This is a genomic window from Paraburkholderia sp. BL10I2N1, from assembly GCF_004361815.1.
In the GTDB taxonomy this organism is placed as follows: domain Bacteria; phylum Pseudomonadota; class Gammaproteobacteria; order Burkholderiales; family Burkholderiaceae; genus Paraburkholderia.
In genome coordinates, this window is record NZ_SNWA01000001.1 from 1,912,840 (window position 1) to 1,928,386 (window position 15,547).

Annotated in this window: 14 protein-coding genes, 2 pseudogenes and 1 riboswitch; of the genes and pseudogenes, 9 read left to right on the forward strand and 7 right to left on the reverse strand. The window is 63.1% G+C overall.

All coding sequences use genetic code 11. The annotated features are described in order from the left end of the window. Positions 1-27 precede the first annotated feature (27 nt). Together miaB and B0G77_RS08930 are read right to left on the reverse strand one after the other, a co-directional pair. Positions 28-1,401 carry a tRNA (N6-isopentenyl adenosine(37)-C2)-methylthiotransferase MiaB gene (gene miaB, locus B0G77_RS08925; protein ID WP_133661815.1) on the reverse strand — a complete coding sequence of 458 codons (1,374 nt, stop codon included), beginning with the start codon at positions 1,399-1,401 and terminating at the stop codon, positions 28-30. 120 nt (positions 1,402-1,521) lie between these two features. Then, entirely contained in the window at positions 1,522-2,493 is a 972-nt protein-coding gene (locus B0G77_RS08930) for a LysR family transcriptional regulator (protein ID WP_133661816.1), read from the reverse strand. A gap of 115 nt (positions 2,494-2,608) precedes the next feature. Between B0G77_RS08930 and B0G77_RS08935 the strand changes: the two genes are divergently transcribed. The 4 genes from B0G77_RS08935 (at position 2,609) to ribB (ending at position 6,169) form a co-directional block, all read left to right on the forward strand. Continuing rightward, the gene (locus tag B0G77_RS08935; protein WP_133661817.1) at positions 2,609-2,995 is read left to right on the forward strand and encodes a VOC family protein; all 387 of its coding nucleotides are present in this window, start codon (positions 2,609-2,611) and stop codon (positions 2,993-2,995) included. 14 nt (positions 2,996-3,009) lie between these two features. Further along, positions 3,010-4,173, forward strand: a complete 1,164-nt coding sequence (locus B0G77_RS08940) for an MFS transporter (protein ID WP_133661818.1) — start codon at positions 3,010-3,012, stop codon at positions 4,171-4,173. 145 nt (positions 4,174-4,318) lie between these two features. After that, positions 4,319-5,014: an XRE family transcriptional regulator gene (locus B0G77_RS08945; RefSeq protein WP_133661819.1), complete on the forward strand. Its 696-nt coding sequence runs from the start codon at positions 4,319-4,321 to the stop codon at positions 5,012-5,014. A 102-nt stretch (positions 5,015-5,116) separates the two neighbouring features. Then, a riboswitch (FMN riboswitch) is annotated at positions 5,117-5,277 on the forward strand. Positions 5,278-5,449: 172 nt separating this feature from the next. Continuing rightward, positions 5,450-6,169, forward strand: coding sequence for a 3,4-dihydroxy-2-butanone-4-phosphate synthase (gene ribB, locus B0G77_RS08950; protein ID WP_133661820.1), 720 nt, complete (start codon positions 5,450-5,452; stop codon positions 6,167-6,169). A 577-nt stretch (positions 6,170-6,746) separates the two neighbouring features. Here the strand turns inward: ribB and B0G77_RS08960 are convergent. From B0G77_RS08960 to glpD, 3 genes are all read right to left on the reverse strand, one after another. Beyond that, positions 6,747-7,433: an HAD family hydrolase gene (locus B0G77_RS08960; protein WP_133661821.1), complete on the reverse strand. Its 687-nt coding sequence runs from the start codon at positions 7,431-7,433 to the stop codon at positions 6,747-6,749. A 147-nt stretch (positions 7,434-7,580) separates the two neighbouring features. Continuing rightward, positions 7,581-9,089 carry a glycerol kinase GlpK gene (glpK, locus tag B0G77_RS08965; protein ID WP_133664077.1) on the reverse strand — a complete coding sequence of 503 codons (1,509 nt, stop codon included), beginning with the start codon at positions 9,087-9,089 and terminating at the stop codon, positions 7,581-7,583. Positions 9,090-9,260: 171 nt separating this feature from the next. Beyond that, positions 9,261-10,793, reverse strand: coding sequence for a glycerol-3-phosphate dehydrogenase (glpD, locus tag B0G77_RS08970; RefSeq protein ID WP_133661822.1), 1,533 nt, complete (start codon positions 10,791-10,793; stop codon positions 9,261-9,263). 176 nt (positions 10,794-10,969) lie between these two features. Between glpD and B0G77_RS08975 the strand changes: the two genes are divergently transcribed. Continuing rightward, positions 10,970-11,344, forward strand: a complete 375-nt coding sequence (locus tag B0G77_RS08975) for a hypothetical protein (RefSeq protein WP_208116410.1) — start codon at positions 10,970-10,972, stop codon at positions 11,342-11,344. An 85-nt stretch (positions 11,345-11,429) separates the two neighbouring features. Here B0G77_RS08975 and B0G77_RS08980 read toward each other — a convergent pair whose 3' ends face one another. Both B0G77_RS08980 and B0G77_RS08985 read right to left on the reverse strand, forming a co-directional pair. Next, positions 11,430-11,627 carry a hypothetical protein gene (locus B0G77_RS08980; RefSeq protein ID WP_166656125.1) on the reverse strand — a complete coding sequence of 66 codons (198 nt, stop codon included), beginning with the start codon at positions 11,625-11,627 and terminating at the stop codon, positions 11,430-11,432. Between the two features lie 303 nt (positions 11,628-11,930). Then, entirely contained in the window at positions 11,931-12,710 is a 780-nt protein-coding gene (locus B0G77_RS08985; protein WP_133661824.1) for a DeoR/GlpR family DNA-binding transcription regulator, read from the reverse strand. A gap of 139 nt (positions 12,711-12,849) precedes the next feature. Here B0G77_RS08985 and B0G77_RS08990 point away from each other — a divergent pair. The 4 genes and pseudogenes from B0G77_RS08990 to B0G77_RS09005 all read left to right on the forward strand — a co-directional run. Further along, positions 12,850-13,161: pseudogene (locus B0G77_RS08990) on the forward strand (gamma-glutamyltransferase); the annotation flags it as partial. A gap of 131 nt (positions 13,162-13,292) precedes the next feature. Continuing rightward, a pseudogene (locus tag B0G77_RS08995) lies at positions 13,293-13,755 on the forward strand (MFS transporter); the annotation flags it as partial. 352 nt (positions 13,756-14,107) lie between these two features. Then, positions 14,108-14,911, forward strand: coding sequence for a ferritin-like domain-containing protein (locus B0G77_RS09000; protein ID WP_133664079.1), 804 nt, complete (start codon positions 14,108-14,110; stop codon positions 14,909-14,911). Positions 14,912-15,013: 102 nt separating this feature from the next. Continuing rightward, positions 15,014-15,532 (forward strand): hypothetical protein, encoded by a 519-nt coding sequence (locus B0G77_RS09005; protein ID WP_133661826.1) that lies wholly within the window; start codon positions 15,014-15,016, stop codon positions 15,530-15,532. Positions 15,533-15,547 lie beyond the last annotated feature (15 nt).

The following is a 15,547-nucleotide window of genomic DNA, read 5'->3' on the forward strand; positions in this document are numbered from 1 at the left end:
GGTCGATCCTGTCGGTAGTCGGAGCGCTTAATGAGCGGTTTGCGGCGCGCTGTCGTGCATCAGCACGAGTTCGCCGCGCAGCGAATGCGGATAGGCGTGATTGATCTTCACGTCGATCATCTGGCCGATCAGCCGCGCGTGCGACGCGGGCGGCGCCGGGAAATTCACCACGCGGTTGTTCTCGGTACGGCCGGCGAGTTCGGACGGGTCCTTGCGCGACGGCCCTTCGACCAGAATGCGCTCGACCTTGCCGACCATCGACTGGCTGATCCGCGCGACGTTTTCCTCGATCGTCGCCTGCAGGTGCTGCAGACGTTTCAGCTTCACTTCGCGCGGCGTATCGTCGTGCAGGTTCGCGGCCGGCGTGCCGGGGCGCGGGCTGTAGATGAATGAGAAGCTCGTGTCGTAGCTCATCTCGTGGATCAGCGTCATCATCCTGTCGAAGTCTTCTTCGGTCTCGCCGGGGAAGCCGACGATCATGTCCGTCGACAGCGACAGGTCCGGGCGGATCGCACGCAGCCGGCGGATCACCGACTTGTACTCGAGCACCGTATAGCCGCGCTTCATCGCCATCAGGATGCGATCGGAGCCATGCTGCACCGGCAGATGCAGGTGGTTCACGAGCTTCGGCACCTTCGCATACGTGTCGATCAGGCGCTGCGTGAATTCTTTCGGATGCGACGTCGTGTAGCGGATCCGTTCGATGCCCGGAATATCGGCGACGTATTCGATCAGCGTCGCGAAGTCGGCGATGTCCGACGAGCCGATGGTGAGCGCGCCGCGATACGCGTTCACGTTCTGGCCGAGCAGCGTCACTTCGCGCACGCCCTGATCGGCGAGACCGGCGATTTCGGTCAGCACGTCGTCGAGCGGGCGCGACACTTCTTCGCCGCGCGTGTAGGGCACGACGCAGTAGCTGCAGTACTTGCTGCAGCCTTCCATGATCGACACGAACGCGCTCGGGCCTTCGACGCGCGCCGGCGGCAGGTGATCGAACTTCTCGATTTCGGGGAACGAAATGTCGATCTGCGCGCGACCGCTGGCGCGGCGCTGGTCGATCATCTGCGGCAGCCGGTGCAGCGTCTGCGGGCCGAACACGAGATCGACATACGGCGCACGCGCCACGATCGATGCGCCTTCCTGGCTCGCCACGCAGCCGCCGACGCCGATGATCAGATCCGGTTTCGCTTCCTTCAGCTCGCGCACGCGGCCGAGGTCGGAGAAGACTTTTTCCTGCGCCTTTTCGCGCACGGAGCAGGTGTTGAAGAGAATGACGTCCGCGTCTTCCGGGGAGTCGGTCTTCACGAGGCCTTCAGCCGCACCGAGCACGTCGATCATCTTGTCGGAGTCGTACTCGTTCATCTGGCAGCCAAAGGTCTTTACATAAACTTTCTTGGTCATCGAGGGTTCGCCGTTCGCAGTGGTTAACCTGGGGGCGCAGTAAAAAGGGGGATACGGAAAATCATGTGGGACGCCGGGCCGCTTTTCACAGGCGGGCGACTCACATACGGTAGCCCATTATTATAGCCCTTTGCCGCGTATGGTTTTGCCCGCCGGGCCTGCTGACGGCAGGCCGAGCAATGCTTCCAGTTCGTCCGAAACCTGCGTGAAACGCACGCTCAGGAAGTCGAGCAGCGCCCTCACACGCGGCGCCATGAATCGGTTGCGATGATAGAGCGCGTGCAGCGGCGCATCCGGATAGCGCCACTCCGGCAGAAGGATGCGCAGACCGTCGTCGCGCAGGTCAGCCTCGACGTCCCACATCGACTTCACGACGATTCCGTAGCCGCGCAGCGCCCATTCGCGGGCAATCGCGCCGTCGTTGGTTTCGCGGGCCGTATCGAGCGGGACCGTGTAGTGCTGGACTTCATCGCCGCGCGTGAAGCGCCATTCGTTGATCGGGCCCGAAGCCGTTCCCAGCACGATGCAGTCAAAGCGTGCCAGATCATGCGGGTCTTTCGGTTGGCCATGTTTCGCGACATAGTCGGGCGACGCGCACAGCACGCGACGGTTCGGCGCAAGCGGCCGGGCGACGAGCGAACTGTCGGGCGGCGAGCCAAAGCGGATCGCGAGATCGATATCGTCCTGCAGCAGGTTCGACAGCGAATCGGACAGCGTCAGTGCGAACGTCACCTCCGGGTACTGCTCGTTGAACGCGTCGAGCCAGTGCATCAGCAGATTGCGGCCGAAGTCAGAAGTCGCGGAAATACGCACCTTGCCGCGCACGACGTTCTGCCCGGCGTGCAGGGCGGCTTCGGCGTCGTCGAGCGATTGCAGCGCCTGACGGCAGCAGTTCAGGTACAGCCGGCCCTCGTCGGTGAGCCGCAGCCGGCGCGTGGTGCGCTCGAAGAGGCGGGCGCGCAGGCCGGTTTCGAGCTTGGTCAGGCGCGCGCTCGCGGCGGCCGGTGTCAGGCCGAGCTTGCGCCCGGCAGCCGACAGGCTGCCCAGCTGCGCCGCTTCGACGAAGAGACGGATATCCCCAAGATTGTCCATCGATCTTTCAAAATAATTTGATAATGATTCAAATGCTACGCCAATTCTCAAATTGACGCGTCGCCGGGACAATGCGCTCCTCTGAAAGCGTTTTATGGCCGGAGGCCGTTGTTCCATGAACCTCGATCGCGCGACGATCGTTACCCCCGATCTGGAAGGCGCACGACGGTTTTTCGTCGACGTCGTCGGCCTGACGGAGGGCTGGCGGCCGCCGTTCGGGGTCGCCGGTTACTGGCTGTGCAGCAACGATCGACCGGTGATCCATCTGCTCGACTCGACCGTGCCGGGCCACGCGGGCCGTGCCGTGCCGCGCATCGATCACATCGCGTTCCGGATCGAGACCCCCGCCGAATGGCTCGCGCTGCGGGAACGGCTGCAGGCTGCCGATGTGCCGTATCAGCTCGCCGACGTGCCGCTGTCGGGCGAAACGCAACTCTTCGTCGCGCCCGGCGCGGGCGTTGTCATCGAATTTGTGATGGCCTCGCGCGGCGCGCAAACCTGACTCTGGAGCTTCCTATGCCCATTCCGTTACTGGCGCTGGCGATCAGCGCGTTCGCCATCGGCACCACCGAGTTCGTGATCATGGGGTTGCTGCCCCAGGTCGCGCAGGATCTGGCGGTGTCGTTGCCGTCCGCAGGTTTGCTGGTCAGCGGTTATGCGCTCGGCGTGGCGGTCGGTGCGCCGCTCCTCGCCGTGGTGACCAGCAAGATGCCCCGCAAGGTCGCGCTGCAACTGTTGATGGTCGTGTTCATCGTGGGCAATGTGCTCTGTGCGGTGGCGGGGAACTACACGCTGCTGATGATGGCGCGCGTCGTGACGTCGTTTGCGCACGGCTCGTTCTTCGGCATCGGTGCGGTGGTCGCGGCCTCGCTCGTGCCGCAGGAAAAGCGCGCCAGTGCGATCGCGCTGATGTTCACCGGGCTGACGCTCGCAAATGTGCTCGGCGTGCCGTTCGGCACGTTCATCGGACAGGAATTCGGCTGGCGGATGGCGTTCTGGATCGTCGCCGGCCTCGGTGTGCTGTCGCTTGGCGGGGTGGCGGCACTGGTTCCGAACCGGCATGATTCCGGGCCGACGGGCTTGGGCCACGAAGTGCGCGTGCTGAAAGAGCCGCAGGTGTGGCTTGCGCTCGCGATGACGGTTCTCGGTTTCGGCGGCGTGTTCGTCGTGTTCACCTACATCGCGCCGATCCTCGAACAGGTGAGCGGCTTCACGCCGCGCGGCGTGACGCTGATCCTCGTGATCTTCGGTGTGGGCCTGACGGTCGGCAACACGATCGGCGGCAAGCTCGCGGACCGCGCGCTGATGCCCTCGCTGATGGGCATTCTGGTTGCGCTGGCCGTCGTGATGGCGATCTTCGCGAAGACCAGCCATTCGCAGATCGCCGCGGCGGTGACGGTATTCGTCTGGGGCATCGCGGCGTTCGCGACGGTGCCGCCGCTGCAGATGCGGGTCGTCGAGAAGGCGACGGCGGCGCCGAATCTCGCGTCGACGCTCAACATCGGCGCATTCAACGTCGGCAATGCAGGGGGCGCCTGGCTCGGCGGCCTCGTCATCGGCCACGGCTACGCGCTCGACATGCTGCCGTGGGTGGCAGCCGCCGTCGCGGTCGTCGCGCTGTTGCTGACGTGGTTTGCGGCCCGCCTCGACGCGCCGTCGATCGTGCCGCAGCGGATATGACAAAAGCGCACAAGCAATCCACCAGGCGCCCTCCACGATGGTGATAACAGTGTGAAGATAACTTCGTTGGGCGTGGCGAAAACGAATGCTAGTCTTGCCTCCACTCATGCTCGCCCGCCTTCCGGCGGCGCTCCTGGAGGCAACCATGCATTCCCCGCTTGCTTTGGTTCGTGATCCCGCGACTGATTCGCCCGACGGCCCGGGCGCCGCAGATTTTTCCCCTGAAGCGCTGGACGCGCTGGAACATCTCGTCGGCGTGAATCTCGCCCGGCTGCGCGCGGAGCGCCAGCTATCGCTCGACGCGCTGGCGCGTGCCTCCGGCGTGTCGCGGGCGATGCTCGCGCAGATCGAGTCCGGGCGCAGCGTGCCGTCGATCAAGGTGCTCTGTAAGGTCGCAGCGGCGCTGAAGGTCTCGGTGGCGGCGTTTTTGCGACGCCATGCGGTCAACGGTTTCGAGCATCTGCCTGCCGATCGGGCGACGCGTCTCGTCAGTTCGAACGGGCGGTATACGGCACGCTCGCTGTATCCGGACGCGGAGCGGGCGGCGGCCGAGTTCCACGAGTTGCGCATTGCGCCGCTGCATACCGAAGCGGGAACGCGCCGCGCGCCCGGGACGACGGTGAATCTCGTCGTCAGCGAAGGGACGCTCGAAGTCAGCGTGCACGATCGGCGGCAGCTGCTTGCGACGGGCGACGCGATCGTCTTCGATGCCGACCAGCCGCATAGTCTGCGCAATCCCGGTGATACCGAGGCGCGGGCGTTCCGCGTGACGCTGAACGCGGAGGCGCCGCCGCGCTGGGATGTGGCGCCGCACGACAGTGCGCGCCACACGGTGTCCTGAGTGCCACGTCGCTACACGAGGCGATGGTCTGATCGAAGTCGCCGTGCTGCATGATTGGCGCGGCTGTTGTATGCTTTGCCCGCCGGTTCGAGCCGGCAATCAGTGCGTCTTCAGGGCGGGGTGCAATTCCCCACCGGCGGTATGCAGGCCATGCAGTCTGGCCAGCGAGCCCGCGAGCGCCCGCGCGGTACGTGGTAGCGGGGTCAGCAGATCTGGTGCGATGCCAGAGCCGACGGTCATAGTCCGGATGGAAGAAGATGTGCAGATAGTCATGGTCCATCCCATGCGTGCTGCCCGTGGTTCGAGGCGGCGTGTGGACGTGTCTTCTTGCCCGGTCTGCGGTTAGCGCGGATGTTGGCGAGCGAGGCGCGTGGTTCTGTCTGTTTGCAATGCCCTGAAACGTTTTTCGCCCAACTTTTGCGATGAGCGTTTCACATGTCCTTTACAACTTTTCCCGCACCGGCCACGTTCGTTGAAAGTGCGTTCGCCGATCTCCCGCTGCTTGCCACCGAAGCTGTCCCGCCCCGTATCGCCGCTGCGCTGCAGGCGATGCGCGACGGCCGCGCTGTCGTCCTGCAGGACGATCACGACCGCGAGAACGAAGCCGACCTGATTGTCTCCGCCGAGCGTCTCAGCAACGAGACCATGGCGCTCCTGATCCGCGAATGCAGCGGCATCGTGTGTCTGTGTCTGCCCGACGAGACGATCCGCGCGCTCGAACTGCCGCCGATGGCGGTCAACAACGAAAGCCGTCATGGCACGGCGTTCACGGTGTCGATCGAGGCGCGCGAGGGCGTATCGACAGGCGTATCGGCTGCCGACCGCGTGACGACGATCCGCGCTGCGATTGCCGACAACGCGAAGGCGGCCGACATCGTGCGTCCGGGCCACGTGTTCCCGTTGCGGGCGATGCCGGGTGGCGTGCTTGCGCGCCGCGGCCATACGGAAGGCACCGTCGATCTGGCGATTCTGGCGGGGCTGAAGCCGGCTGGCGTGCTGTGCGAGCTGATGAATCCGGACGGCACGATGACGCGCGGCGCGGATGTGGAGCGCTTTGCCGAGCAGCACAAGCTGCCGATGCTGACGATCGCGGAACTGGTCGAGTTTCGTGAAGCGCTCGCTGCGGCGCGTGAGTACTGCACAGACGCGGCGTGAACCGTCACAGGCTCGCGCACGACGATGCGCGCGGGTCCGTGTCACCGATGTTTGGGGAAGGGCGGCGCGCCCCGCGAAGGCTCTTTTAATCAGGGGAACGTGCCTTTCCGCCCGCATTGCGGCGTCGGGCGGCGCTTCTCTGGCTCGGCCAGGCGGCGCTCCTTCCTCCTTGCATAGCACTCGCGCCGGCCAACATCTACATGGTTCAATTGCGCGATTTCGCCAATTGTTTTGTGTTCTGCGCAACACTCAATGGGGGTTGGCCGACGTCGAACGGTCCGCTTGTCATCTGCGGACATAAAGGGACGAGACGGCTTCCGACATAAAGGAGCCGTCGAGTTTTCACGGGGGCGCTCGCGTTATACGGTCGACGCAAGCCCGCGGCACTGAGCAGGTTGGGAGAGTAGCGCGGCAGGCTCGATCTTGATGCCTCGTTACCTGAAGACGCCGGGATCGCGCTGCTGCACTCGGGCCTTCTCTGGCGCCGCGGCTGCGCGAGTGGCGCATCACGATCAACGCCGTCGCGCCCGGCTTTATCGAAACTCAGATGACGGCGGCGACAGCGGCGATGCAAGCACTACGACTGCACGTCGCAGAATTCTCCACGCAGGCCCGCCTCGACGAGCGCGGGCAGTTCGTCCATGTGTTCCATGATCCGCGAGATGCCCATGTTGCGCAGCACGTCCGCGTAACCATCGGGGATATGGCTTGCGCCGACGAACGCGATCGTCTTCATGCCTGCCGCACGCGCGGCATTCAGCCCCGCGATGCTGTCCTCGACGACGAGGCAACGCGTCGGCTCGACGCCAAGCTGCTGGGCTGCCAGCAGATACACATCGGGATAAGGCTTCGGCCGCGCGACCTGCTCGGCGCTGAAGATGCGCCCAGCAAAAATCTCCGTCAGACCCGCGCGCCGCACCGATGCCGTGACACGCGTCATCCGGCTGTTCGACACGACCGCCGCCGGCAGCGCGACGCGTTGTAGCGCCTCGCGCACGCCATGAACCGCGCTGAGCGACGAGGCGAGCGCAAGCTCGACGTTGTGCTCGACGGTCTCGAGGAAATCCGCCGGCAGCATCACATTGAAACGGGATTGGACGCCTTCGAGAAAGCGCGAGGTCTGCTGGCCGAACGCCGTCTTCACGACGGGCTGGAAATCGATGCCAGGGAAAGTGGTCGAAAGCGTATCGAGCAGGACGTGGTCGGCGATGACTTCACTGTCGACGAGGACACCGTCGCAGTCACAGATAAGATGGTCGAGCATGCAGAAAACAGGAACGCAGGGCAGGTTGGCGAACCTCGCCGGTATCCGGAGACAGACAAGGTTTTGATTGCGCCATGATACGTGCTTTTGCGAGCCGCACCTGGCAATGGGCTGCGGCGTTACTTCATACGCTCGCCGCGCTTTCGTTCAATGCGCCGTCGCATCATCGGCCCAGGCTTTGGCGGCGCGCACCGCGCGATGCCACCCGTCGAGGCATCCTTCCACCTCGTTCGCTTGCATTGCGGGCGAGAAGCGGTGATCGAGCTTCCACTGGCTCCTGAGTTCGTCGACATCCTTCCAGTAGCCGACCGCAAGACCGGCCAGATAGGCCGCGCCGAGCGCCGTCGTTTCGCTGATCTTCGGACGCACTGCGTCGACGCCAAGAATATCGGCCTGGAACTGCATGAGCAGGTTATTCGCGCAGGCGCCGCCGTCGACGCGCAGTTCGCCGACCCGTATGCCCGAGTCCGCTTCCATTGCCCGCAGCACATCGACCGACTGGTACGCGATCGAATCGAGCGCTGCGCGTGCAATATGCGCGGACGTGGTTCCGCGCGTGACGCCGAACAGTGTGCCGCGTGCGCGCGCATTCCAGTGCGGCGCGCCGAGCCCGGCAAACGCAGGCACGAGATAGACGCCATCGCAATGCGGCACGCCGCGCGCAAGCGATTCGATTTCCGCTGCGCTGTGGATGATGCCGAGCCCGTCGCGCAGCCATTGCACGACCGCCCCCGCGATGAAAATGCTGCCTTCGAGCGCGTAGTTGATCTGGTCGCCAAGCTGCCAGGCGATGGTCGTGATCAGGTTGTTCTTCGACTCGATCGGTTCGTCGCCGGTGTTCATCACGAGGAAACAGCCGGTGCCATAGGTGTTCTTCACCATGCCCGACTGCGTGCACATCTGGCCGAAGAGCGCCGCGTGCTGGTCGCCCGCGATGCCCGCGAGCGGAATGGTCGAGGCGAATACCGTGGTTTTGGTCGGTCCGTACACTTCCGAGGAAGGGCGCACTTCAGGCAGCATGCTGCGTGGGATATCGAGCGCATCGAGCAGTTCGTCATCCCATTGCAGCGTATGGATGTTGAAGAGCATGGTGCGCGATGCGTTCGTGACGTCGGTGACATGCAGGCCGTGCCGCGTGAAGTTCCACACGAGCCAGCTGTCGACCGTGCCGAATGCGAGCTTGCCCTGGCGCGCCTTTTCGCGGGCGCCTTCGACGTTATCGAGGATCCAGCGGATTTTCGTGGCCGAGAAGTAGGAGTCGATCGGCAGACCGGTTTTCGCGCGCACTTTCGCTTCAAGGCCCTGTGCTTTCAGCTGGTCGCAGAAGTCCGCCGTGCGGCGGTCCTGCCAGACGATTGCGTTGTAGATCGGGTGCCCGGTTTCTCGATCCCAGACGACTGTGGTTTCGCGCTGGTTCGTGATGCCGATTGCCGCGATGGACGTGCCGTTCAAGCCGGCCCGCGTGACCGCTTCGGCGGCGACGCCGGCCTGGGTCGACCAGATCTCCTGCGGATCGTGTTCGACCCAGCCCGGCCGCGGATAAATCTGCTCGAACTCCTTCTGCGCCATCGACACCACACTACCGTGACGGTCGAACAGCATCGCGCGGGAACTCGTTGTCCCTTGATCGAGCGCGAGGATGTACTGGTCCTGCATGTGTCTCTTCTCCATGTTCGTCGTGACTCGCCGGGACGCTGGTTCAGCGACAGGCGAGTGAATGGCGTTGCCTACAGCATGCCGCAACGATCGCGATCCGGCCATCGTCCCGTAACGGTGCGACGTCAGGCACGCGAGGCGCCGCCTGTCGCTGGGTAAGTCGCGCGGGCCTTAGGCGTCGGGCGTGACGGACTCGTGTTCGAACCATGCGTCGATGTCGCAACTCACTGCTTCGCGCATGCCTGGCTCGGCGAGATGCAAGCCAAGTTTTGAGCGGCGCCACAGGACGTCGTACGCGGTGCAGGCCCATTCTGTATCGCGAAGATAACGCAGTTCGGCCTCGTAAATTCCGGGCGCGAAAGCCTGCCCGAGGTCGGCCACCGAGCGCGCAGCACCTGTGATCTGTGTCGCGCGCGTCCCATAGGACCGGGCATAGCGGCGCGCAAGCTCCGGTGGCAGCCATGCATGCTGTTGCTGGAACTGCGCGGCGAAGCGTTCGAAATTCGCGTTCGCGATGTCACCGCCGGGCAGCGAAGCGCCTGCGGTCCACGCAGGCGCCGACAGGGCGAGCGCGCGGGCAAGTATGTCGACGGCTTCTTCAGCCAGCTTGCGAAAGGTCGTGATCTTGCCACCGAACACCGACAGCAGCGGCGCTTCGCCCGCTGGCGCGTCGAGTTCGAGCCGGTAGTCGCGTGTGACTGCCGACGGGTTGTCCGCGCCTTCTTCCTCGAGCAGCGGCCGCACGCCGGAATAGGTCCAGCGCACGTCGCGCGGCGTGATCTTCTGCCTGAAGTAGCGGTTGATCGAATCGCACAGGTACTGCGTTTCGTCCTCATTGATCGCTACCTTCGCCGGATCGCCGCGGTACTCGATGTCGGTCGTGCCGATCAGCGTGTAGTCGTGTTCGTAGGGGATCGCGAAGATGATCCGCTTGTCCGGGTTCTGGAAGATGTACGCGTGATCGTGCTCGAAGAGGCGCCGCGTGACGATGTGGCTTCCCTTCACGAGCCGTACGGAGTGCGTCGCGCCTCGCCCCAGCGCACCCTGCAGCAGTTCGCTGACCCACGGGCCGGCGGCGTTGGCGATCGCGCCGGCGCGCACGTCGATGACCCTGCCGTCCGCTGATTCGAGCCGCGCCTGCCATTCGCCGCCCGCCCGCACTGCATTCACGAGTTTCGTGCGCGTCAGGATCGCCGCGCCACGTTCGCTTGCGTCGAGTGCGTTCAGCACGACGAGGCGCGCATCGTCGACCCAGCCGTCCGAGTAGACGAAGCCTCGCCTGATCGAATCGATGAGCGGCGCGCCGGCCGGATGGCGGCGCATGTCGATACCGCGCGAGCCTGGCAGCAGTTCGCGTCGCGCGAGGTGATCGTAAAGAAACAGGCCGGCCCGGATCAGCCACGCGGGCCGCAGGTTCGGCATGTGCGGCATCACGAAGCGCAGCGGCCACATGATGTGCGGTGCGGCGCGCAGCAGTGTCTCGCGCTCCTGCAGTGCCTTGCGCACGAGACCGAACTCGCGGTACTCGAGATAGCGCAGGCCGCCGTGAATCAGTTTCGTGCTGGCCGACGACGTGTGCGACGCGAGATCGTCCTGCTCGCACAGCAACACGGAAAGGCCGCGCCCGGCGGCATCGCGGGCGATACCGGCACCGTTGATCCCGCCGCCCACGACGAGTAAATCGTATCTCGCGCCTTGTGTCACCTGCTGTGTCCCCTGAAGACTGAAGGAAAATACCTCGAACTGATAATGTTCGTTTTCGAACTCTAATGAACATATTCGAAAAAGTAAAGTTCAGACCTCGGCTGGCCGATCGGACGAGGTGACACGGGCTACGCTAGCAGACGATACTCATGTCACGGGCTATCGAGAGGTGAAAAATGCGTGGACTTTTGATGATTGGTGCCGCGGCGTTTCTCGTGGGGTGCGTGAGCACACCGAGTCTTACTGGAACGACGGGCACGCGTTCGTTTGCGGCGCTGCAGGAGATGTGCGGCGCGCAGCGAGTCGACTATGGTGAAGACGCGCAATCCGTCTATACGGTGCTATTCGATGCGCATGTCGCAAACCGGCGCGGGAGGATATCGAACGAGGAGTTCTGTGCTTTCCAGGCTGCCATGGCGCAGCAGTATGTGAAGCTGGGCAGGAGCAGCGATCCGCAGATGCGCAATCAGTGGGTGACATTCTTCAACACCCAGCGCGTGACGGCGTTGAGCTGGCGCGCAGCGGTGGATCCTACCTTGCGTTCTGGCTAACGGAATCGAGCAGAGCGCGGGTGGTATGGGCGTGCGTGAACCGCACGCCGCGTACCGGACGTCGACCGGGACTGTTCCGGCCTGACTATGAAAACCGTTTGATGGCTCTGAGGGCTGAATCGCCGACCTCGGTAAGGCGCCACTGCTGGAGGCCCGAGGCAAGTTTTTCGAGTTGTACAAGCTGGCGCTCGAGCAGGGCGTCGAGTTCGCCGCGCTCCATGTCGGCCTGGTTGGGGGAGTCTTTCACGAGCAACAACGTGGCGAATTCATGCGGACTCAGCATCGTTCTCTCCATGTCAACGAACGCGAACTGTGCTCCGGACCGTGAACCAGCGTGGATTGCTGGCTGGGCTGGACGTCACTGAAACAGTCCTGGCCGACGCGGCACGATACGGACGTCGGGACCTGCAGTGTAGTCAACCGCACACAGAACCCCAAACCGTCCCCCGAAAATTTTCCATTTGACATACGGACTCTCGAGAGGCGGTTAGCACCGCGCGCCAGATCCTTGATTTCACTCGAAGTTTTGCGTGCGGTGCAGCAAACGCAATACGCGTGCCCGGTGCTATGACATTGGGCGGGTCGATCAGTCGGCGATATAGACCTGCGTAGCCGCTGTCGCGAGGGTTTCGGCCATGTCGGCGGGCGGGGCGGCGTCGGTGAAGAGTGCGTCGATCTGGTTCAGATGCCCCTGGCGGACAAGTGCAGGGCGGCCGAATTTCGAGTGATCGGCGGCGAGGAAGACGGTGCGTGCATGCTCGATGATCGCCTCGGCGACGCGCACTTCGCGGGTGTCGAAGTCGCGCAGCGTGCCGTCCGTCTCAATGCTCGACGTGCCGATGATCGCGAAATCGACTTTGAACTGGCGGATGAAATCGATCGCGAGTTCACCTACGATCCCCTTGTCCCACGGGCGCACGATCCCACCAGTTACGAGCACCTCGCTGTCCGGATAGCCGCTCATCATGCTGGCGACGTTCAGGTTGTTCGTGATCACCCGCAGCCCCCGATGGCGGTTGAGCGCGCGTGCGACTTCTTCGGTTGTGGTGCCGAGATTGATGAAAAGCGAAGCCTGTTCAGGAATGTGAGTGGCCACTAACGCAGCGATACGACGCTTCTCGTCGTGAAACATCCTTTGCCGAGCGGTGTACGAGACGTTTTCGGAGCTGGTCGGCAAGCTCGCGCCGCCGTGATAGCGGCGTAGCAGATTCATGTCCGCGAGCCAGTTCACATCGCGCCGGATCGTCTGCGGCGTCACGTCGAAATGCGCGGCGAGATCGTCGACGGTAACGAAGCCGTCGCGTTGCACCCATTCGAGCAATTCCTGTTGACGTGCGTTCAGGGTCAGGCGGGGATCTCGGGTCATGGTTTTATGGATCGATTGGCGCGCGGCGCCGGGACGCCTCAGGCAGGCGAGTGTTGGGGTGGTCGTATTGTAAGACCTCCAGCCGGGTTCTCAGCCGACGACGCGGGACGTCGCGTTGGAGCCGATCGATTCCTGCTTGTTCTCGATGGATCCGCAGTCGCCGAACGTCGTCGAAGGCGGCAAGCGGCTGTTCCATACGATCGTTCCGGCGTTCCTCAAGCAGCAGGTCGAGGGGCGGCAGGAGGCAAGTGGTGAGCTTCGTCGTGATGGGCGGCGACATGCAGCCGCAAGGCCCCCGCAGTCGGTGGTGCGGATGCTTGACTACGGGCGGCAGCCGCAGGCCGCGTGCGATGCGCCGCGCTGGAAGGTGAACCGCGACATCACGATCGACATCGAGGCGACGCTCGATCGAAACACCGCGCGTGTGCTTGAAGAGAGGGGCCACACGATCATATTTCGCGACCATCATCGCCCGGCAGTTCTTCCCGATGCAAGACGAGTGGCTGTCGACGCTGCTTGCCATCGGCACGCAAACAGGAACGTGCGAAGGTGGGCGCAGGCAAGGCCAATGACCCGGGCGTATCGTTCAGCAACCAGTGGCTGAATCTGATACTCGCCATCGGTATAGTCGCGCAATCGACAGTCGGCGGGTATATGCTCCAGCTCCACATGCCGATGTATGCCGTGAAGCAGTTGCATATGCCGGTGGCCGCGACGTTCGGCGTGGTCGTGCTCAACAGTGGCCTGCAATTTCTGCTGTCGCCGGTGATGGGTGCGTTGTCGGATCGCATCGGCCGCATCCGCATCATGCTGACAACGTCGGTCTTAATCGGCATTTGATCTATCCGATGTTCGCGTTGCTGCAGAGTCATCCGACGATTGGCGGGCTGTTGTTGCTGCAGGGCACCGCAGGCATCTTCAGGGCGGCTTACTCGGGACCCGTGCCGGCGTCGCACCGAGCTACTATGTGTTGATTGCTGCGGTGTTGTCGGGCGTATCGCTCGCGATCGTTGCGATGCGAATGCGCCGTCCGCGCAGCGTGTAAGCGGACGTAATGAAGCGGACATTGCTGCCTGGATAAGACCGCGCGATACATGGTGTCCCACCCGCAGGCAGCCTCTACGGGCTGCCTGCATTTTTCTTGCGCTTGCGCCTTGTCATGGTCTGCGTGCTTTCCCTAGCCATGAACGGAACTGGCTGGTGCGGGCACGGTCTGTGCTGTGGTATCTGCACGTTTCTGGAACACCAGCTAAGATGCAGGATAGAAGGTTAAATATTTCAAGGCGCTCTATCTGACAACGGTGGGCAGCCGGGCCAGGCACACGCGCTCAGGCATGCTCCATTCGTCGATATGGCTTTGGGAGCACGACACAATGCAAAAAGCCTCCATGCACGTGATGCCCTGGCGGATCGAAGATATTGATCTCAGCCGCATCGACCGGCAGCGCGCGGTCGTCAATGAAGATCTGCTATTGCTGCTGTGTGCGGCGTCGTTCATCGAAAGCGGCACCGACCTTTACACCAGCAATCTCAGCACGTTTTTCAACGGCGACCCCGAAGTTTCAGCGTGGCTCAACAATGAATGGGAGCCCGAAGAAATGCAGCATGGCCGGGCACTAAAGGCCTATATTGCTCACGTGTGGCCGGAATTCGACTGGGATACGGCCTTTCAAAACTTCTTTGAAGAGTATTCAAAAACCTGTTCGGTCGAGGACTTCGAAAAGACGCGTGCGCTTGAAATGGTGGCGCGCTGTGTGGTCGAAACAGGTACGGCGACGCTGTATCGGGCGATCGGCGAGTGTTCCGATGAGCCTGTGCTCAAGCAGATCACAGACAACATCCGCACTGACGAAGTCCGTCACTACAAGCATTTTTTCAAATACTTCAAGAAGTACAACAAGATCGAGGGCAACGGCCGTCTGGCCGTGCTAGGCGCACTGATGCGCCGCGTGATGGAAATCAAGAACGAGGATTCGGAGATCGCGCTGCGTCATGTATTCGCGATCCGCTATCCTGAACGCGTGAACGATCCGGTCTACAACCGCGAACGCGCGGCGCGCATCAATACTCTCGTGCGTCGCAACCTGTCGGCGGACATGTGTGTGAAGATGCTGCTGAAGCCACTGGATCTGCCTGCGAAGATTCAACCGGGCGTGCACTACCCGCTCGCGAAGATCACGCAACACGTGTTCTTTCGCTGATCCTTCGCAGGCGTTGCGCAGTCTGTCCCGGATACCGCGACAATGACCCGATGGCCCGCCTGCGCGGGCCATTCTTTTTCGACTACTGACCGGAGCGATGCGATGACAGCTTCATCTGATCGCGAGAGAGCACTCGAACAGGACGTCTTCGACGAATGGCCACCTCAGCTGCGTGCGGCATTCGACGGCACGTCGCTCGAAACGAAGACCGGCTTTACGGCATCGCTTGTGACGCTCGATGCGAATGGCCATTTACGGACATCGCTCGTTGGCGTCGGTGAGCTGTATGCGCCTGATTCGCGAACGGTGTGTATCGCGCTGTGGCCGCAGTCGCGGGCGGCGCGAGCGCTGGCTCGTGGCGGACGGGCGGCGCTCACATTCGTTTTCGACGATGCGTTCTATCAGGTGCAGCTGGACATCCAGCGTTTGCCTGATGCCGGAGTCGGCCTTGCGTGCTTCGCCGGTTCGATCGATACAGGCGAGGCGCGGCGCGTGCGTTATGCGCGCCTGACTGGCGGCATTACGTTCGAGCTTGAAGGGGAGGGGGAGACGGTGCTCAATCGATGGAAACAACAGATCGAGCACCTGAAGAAGGCGGCCGGAGCAGTGCCCGGCCGTTAGATAGTCCATCCGCGC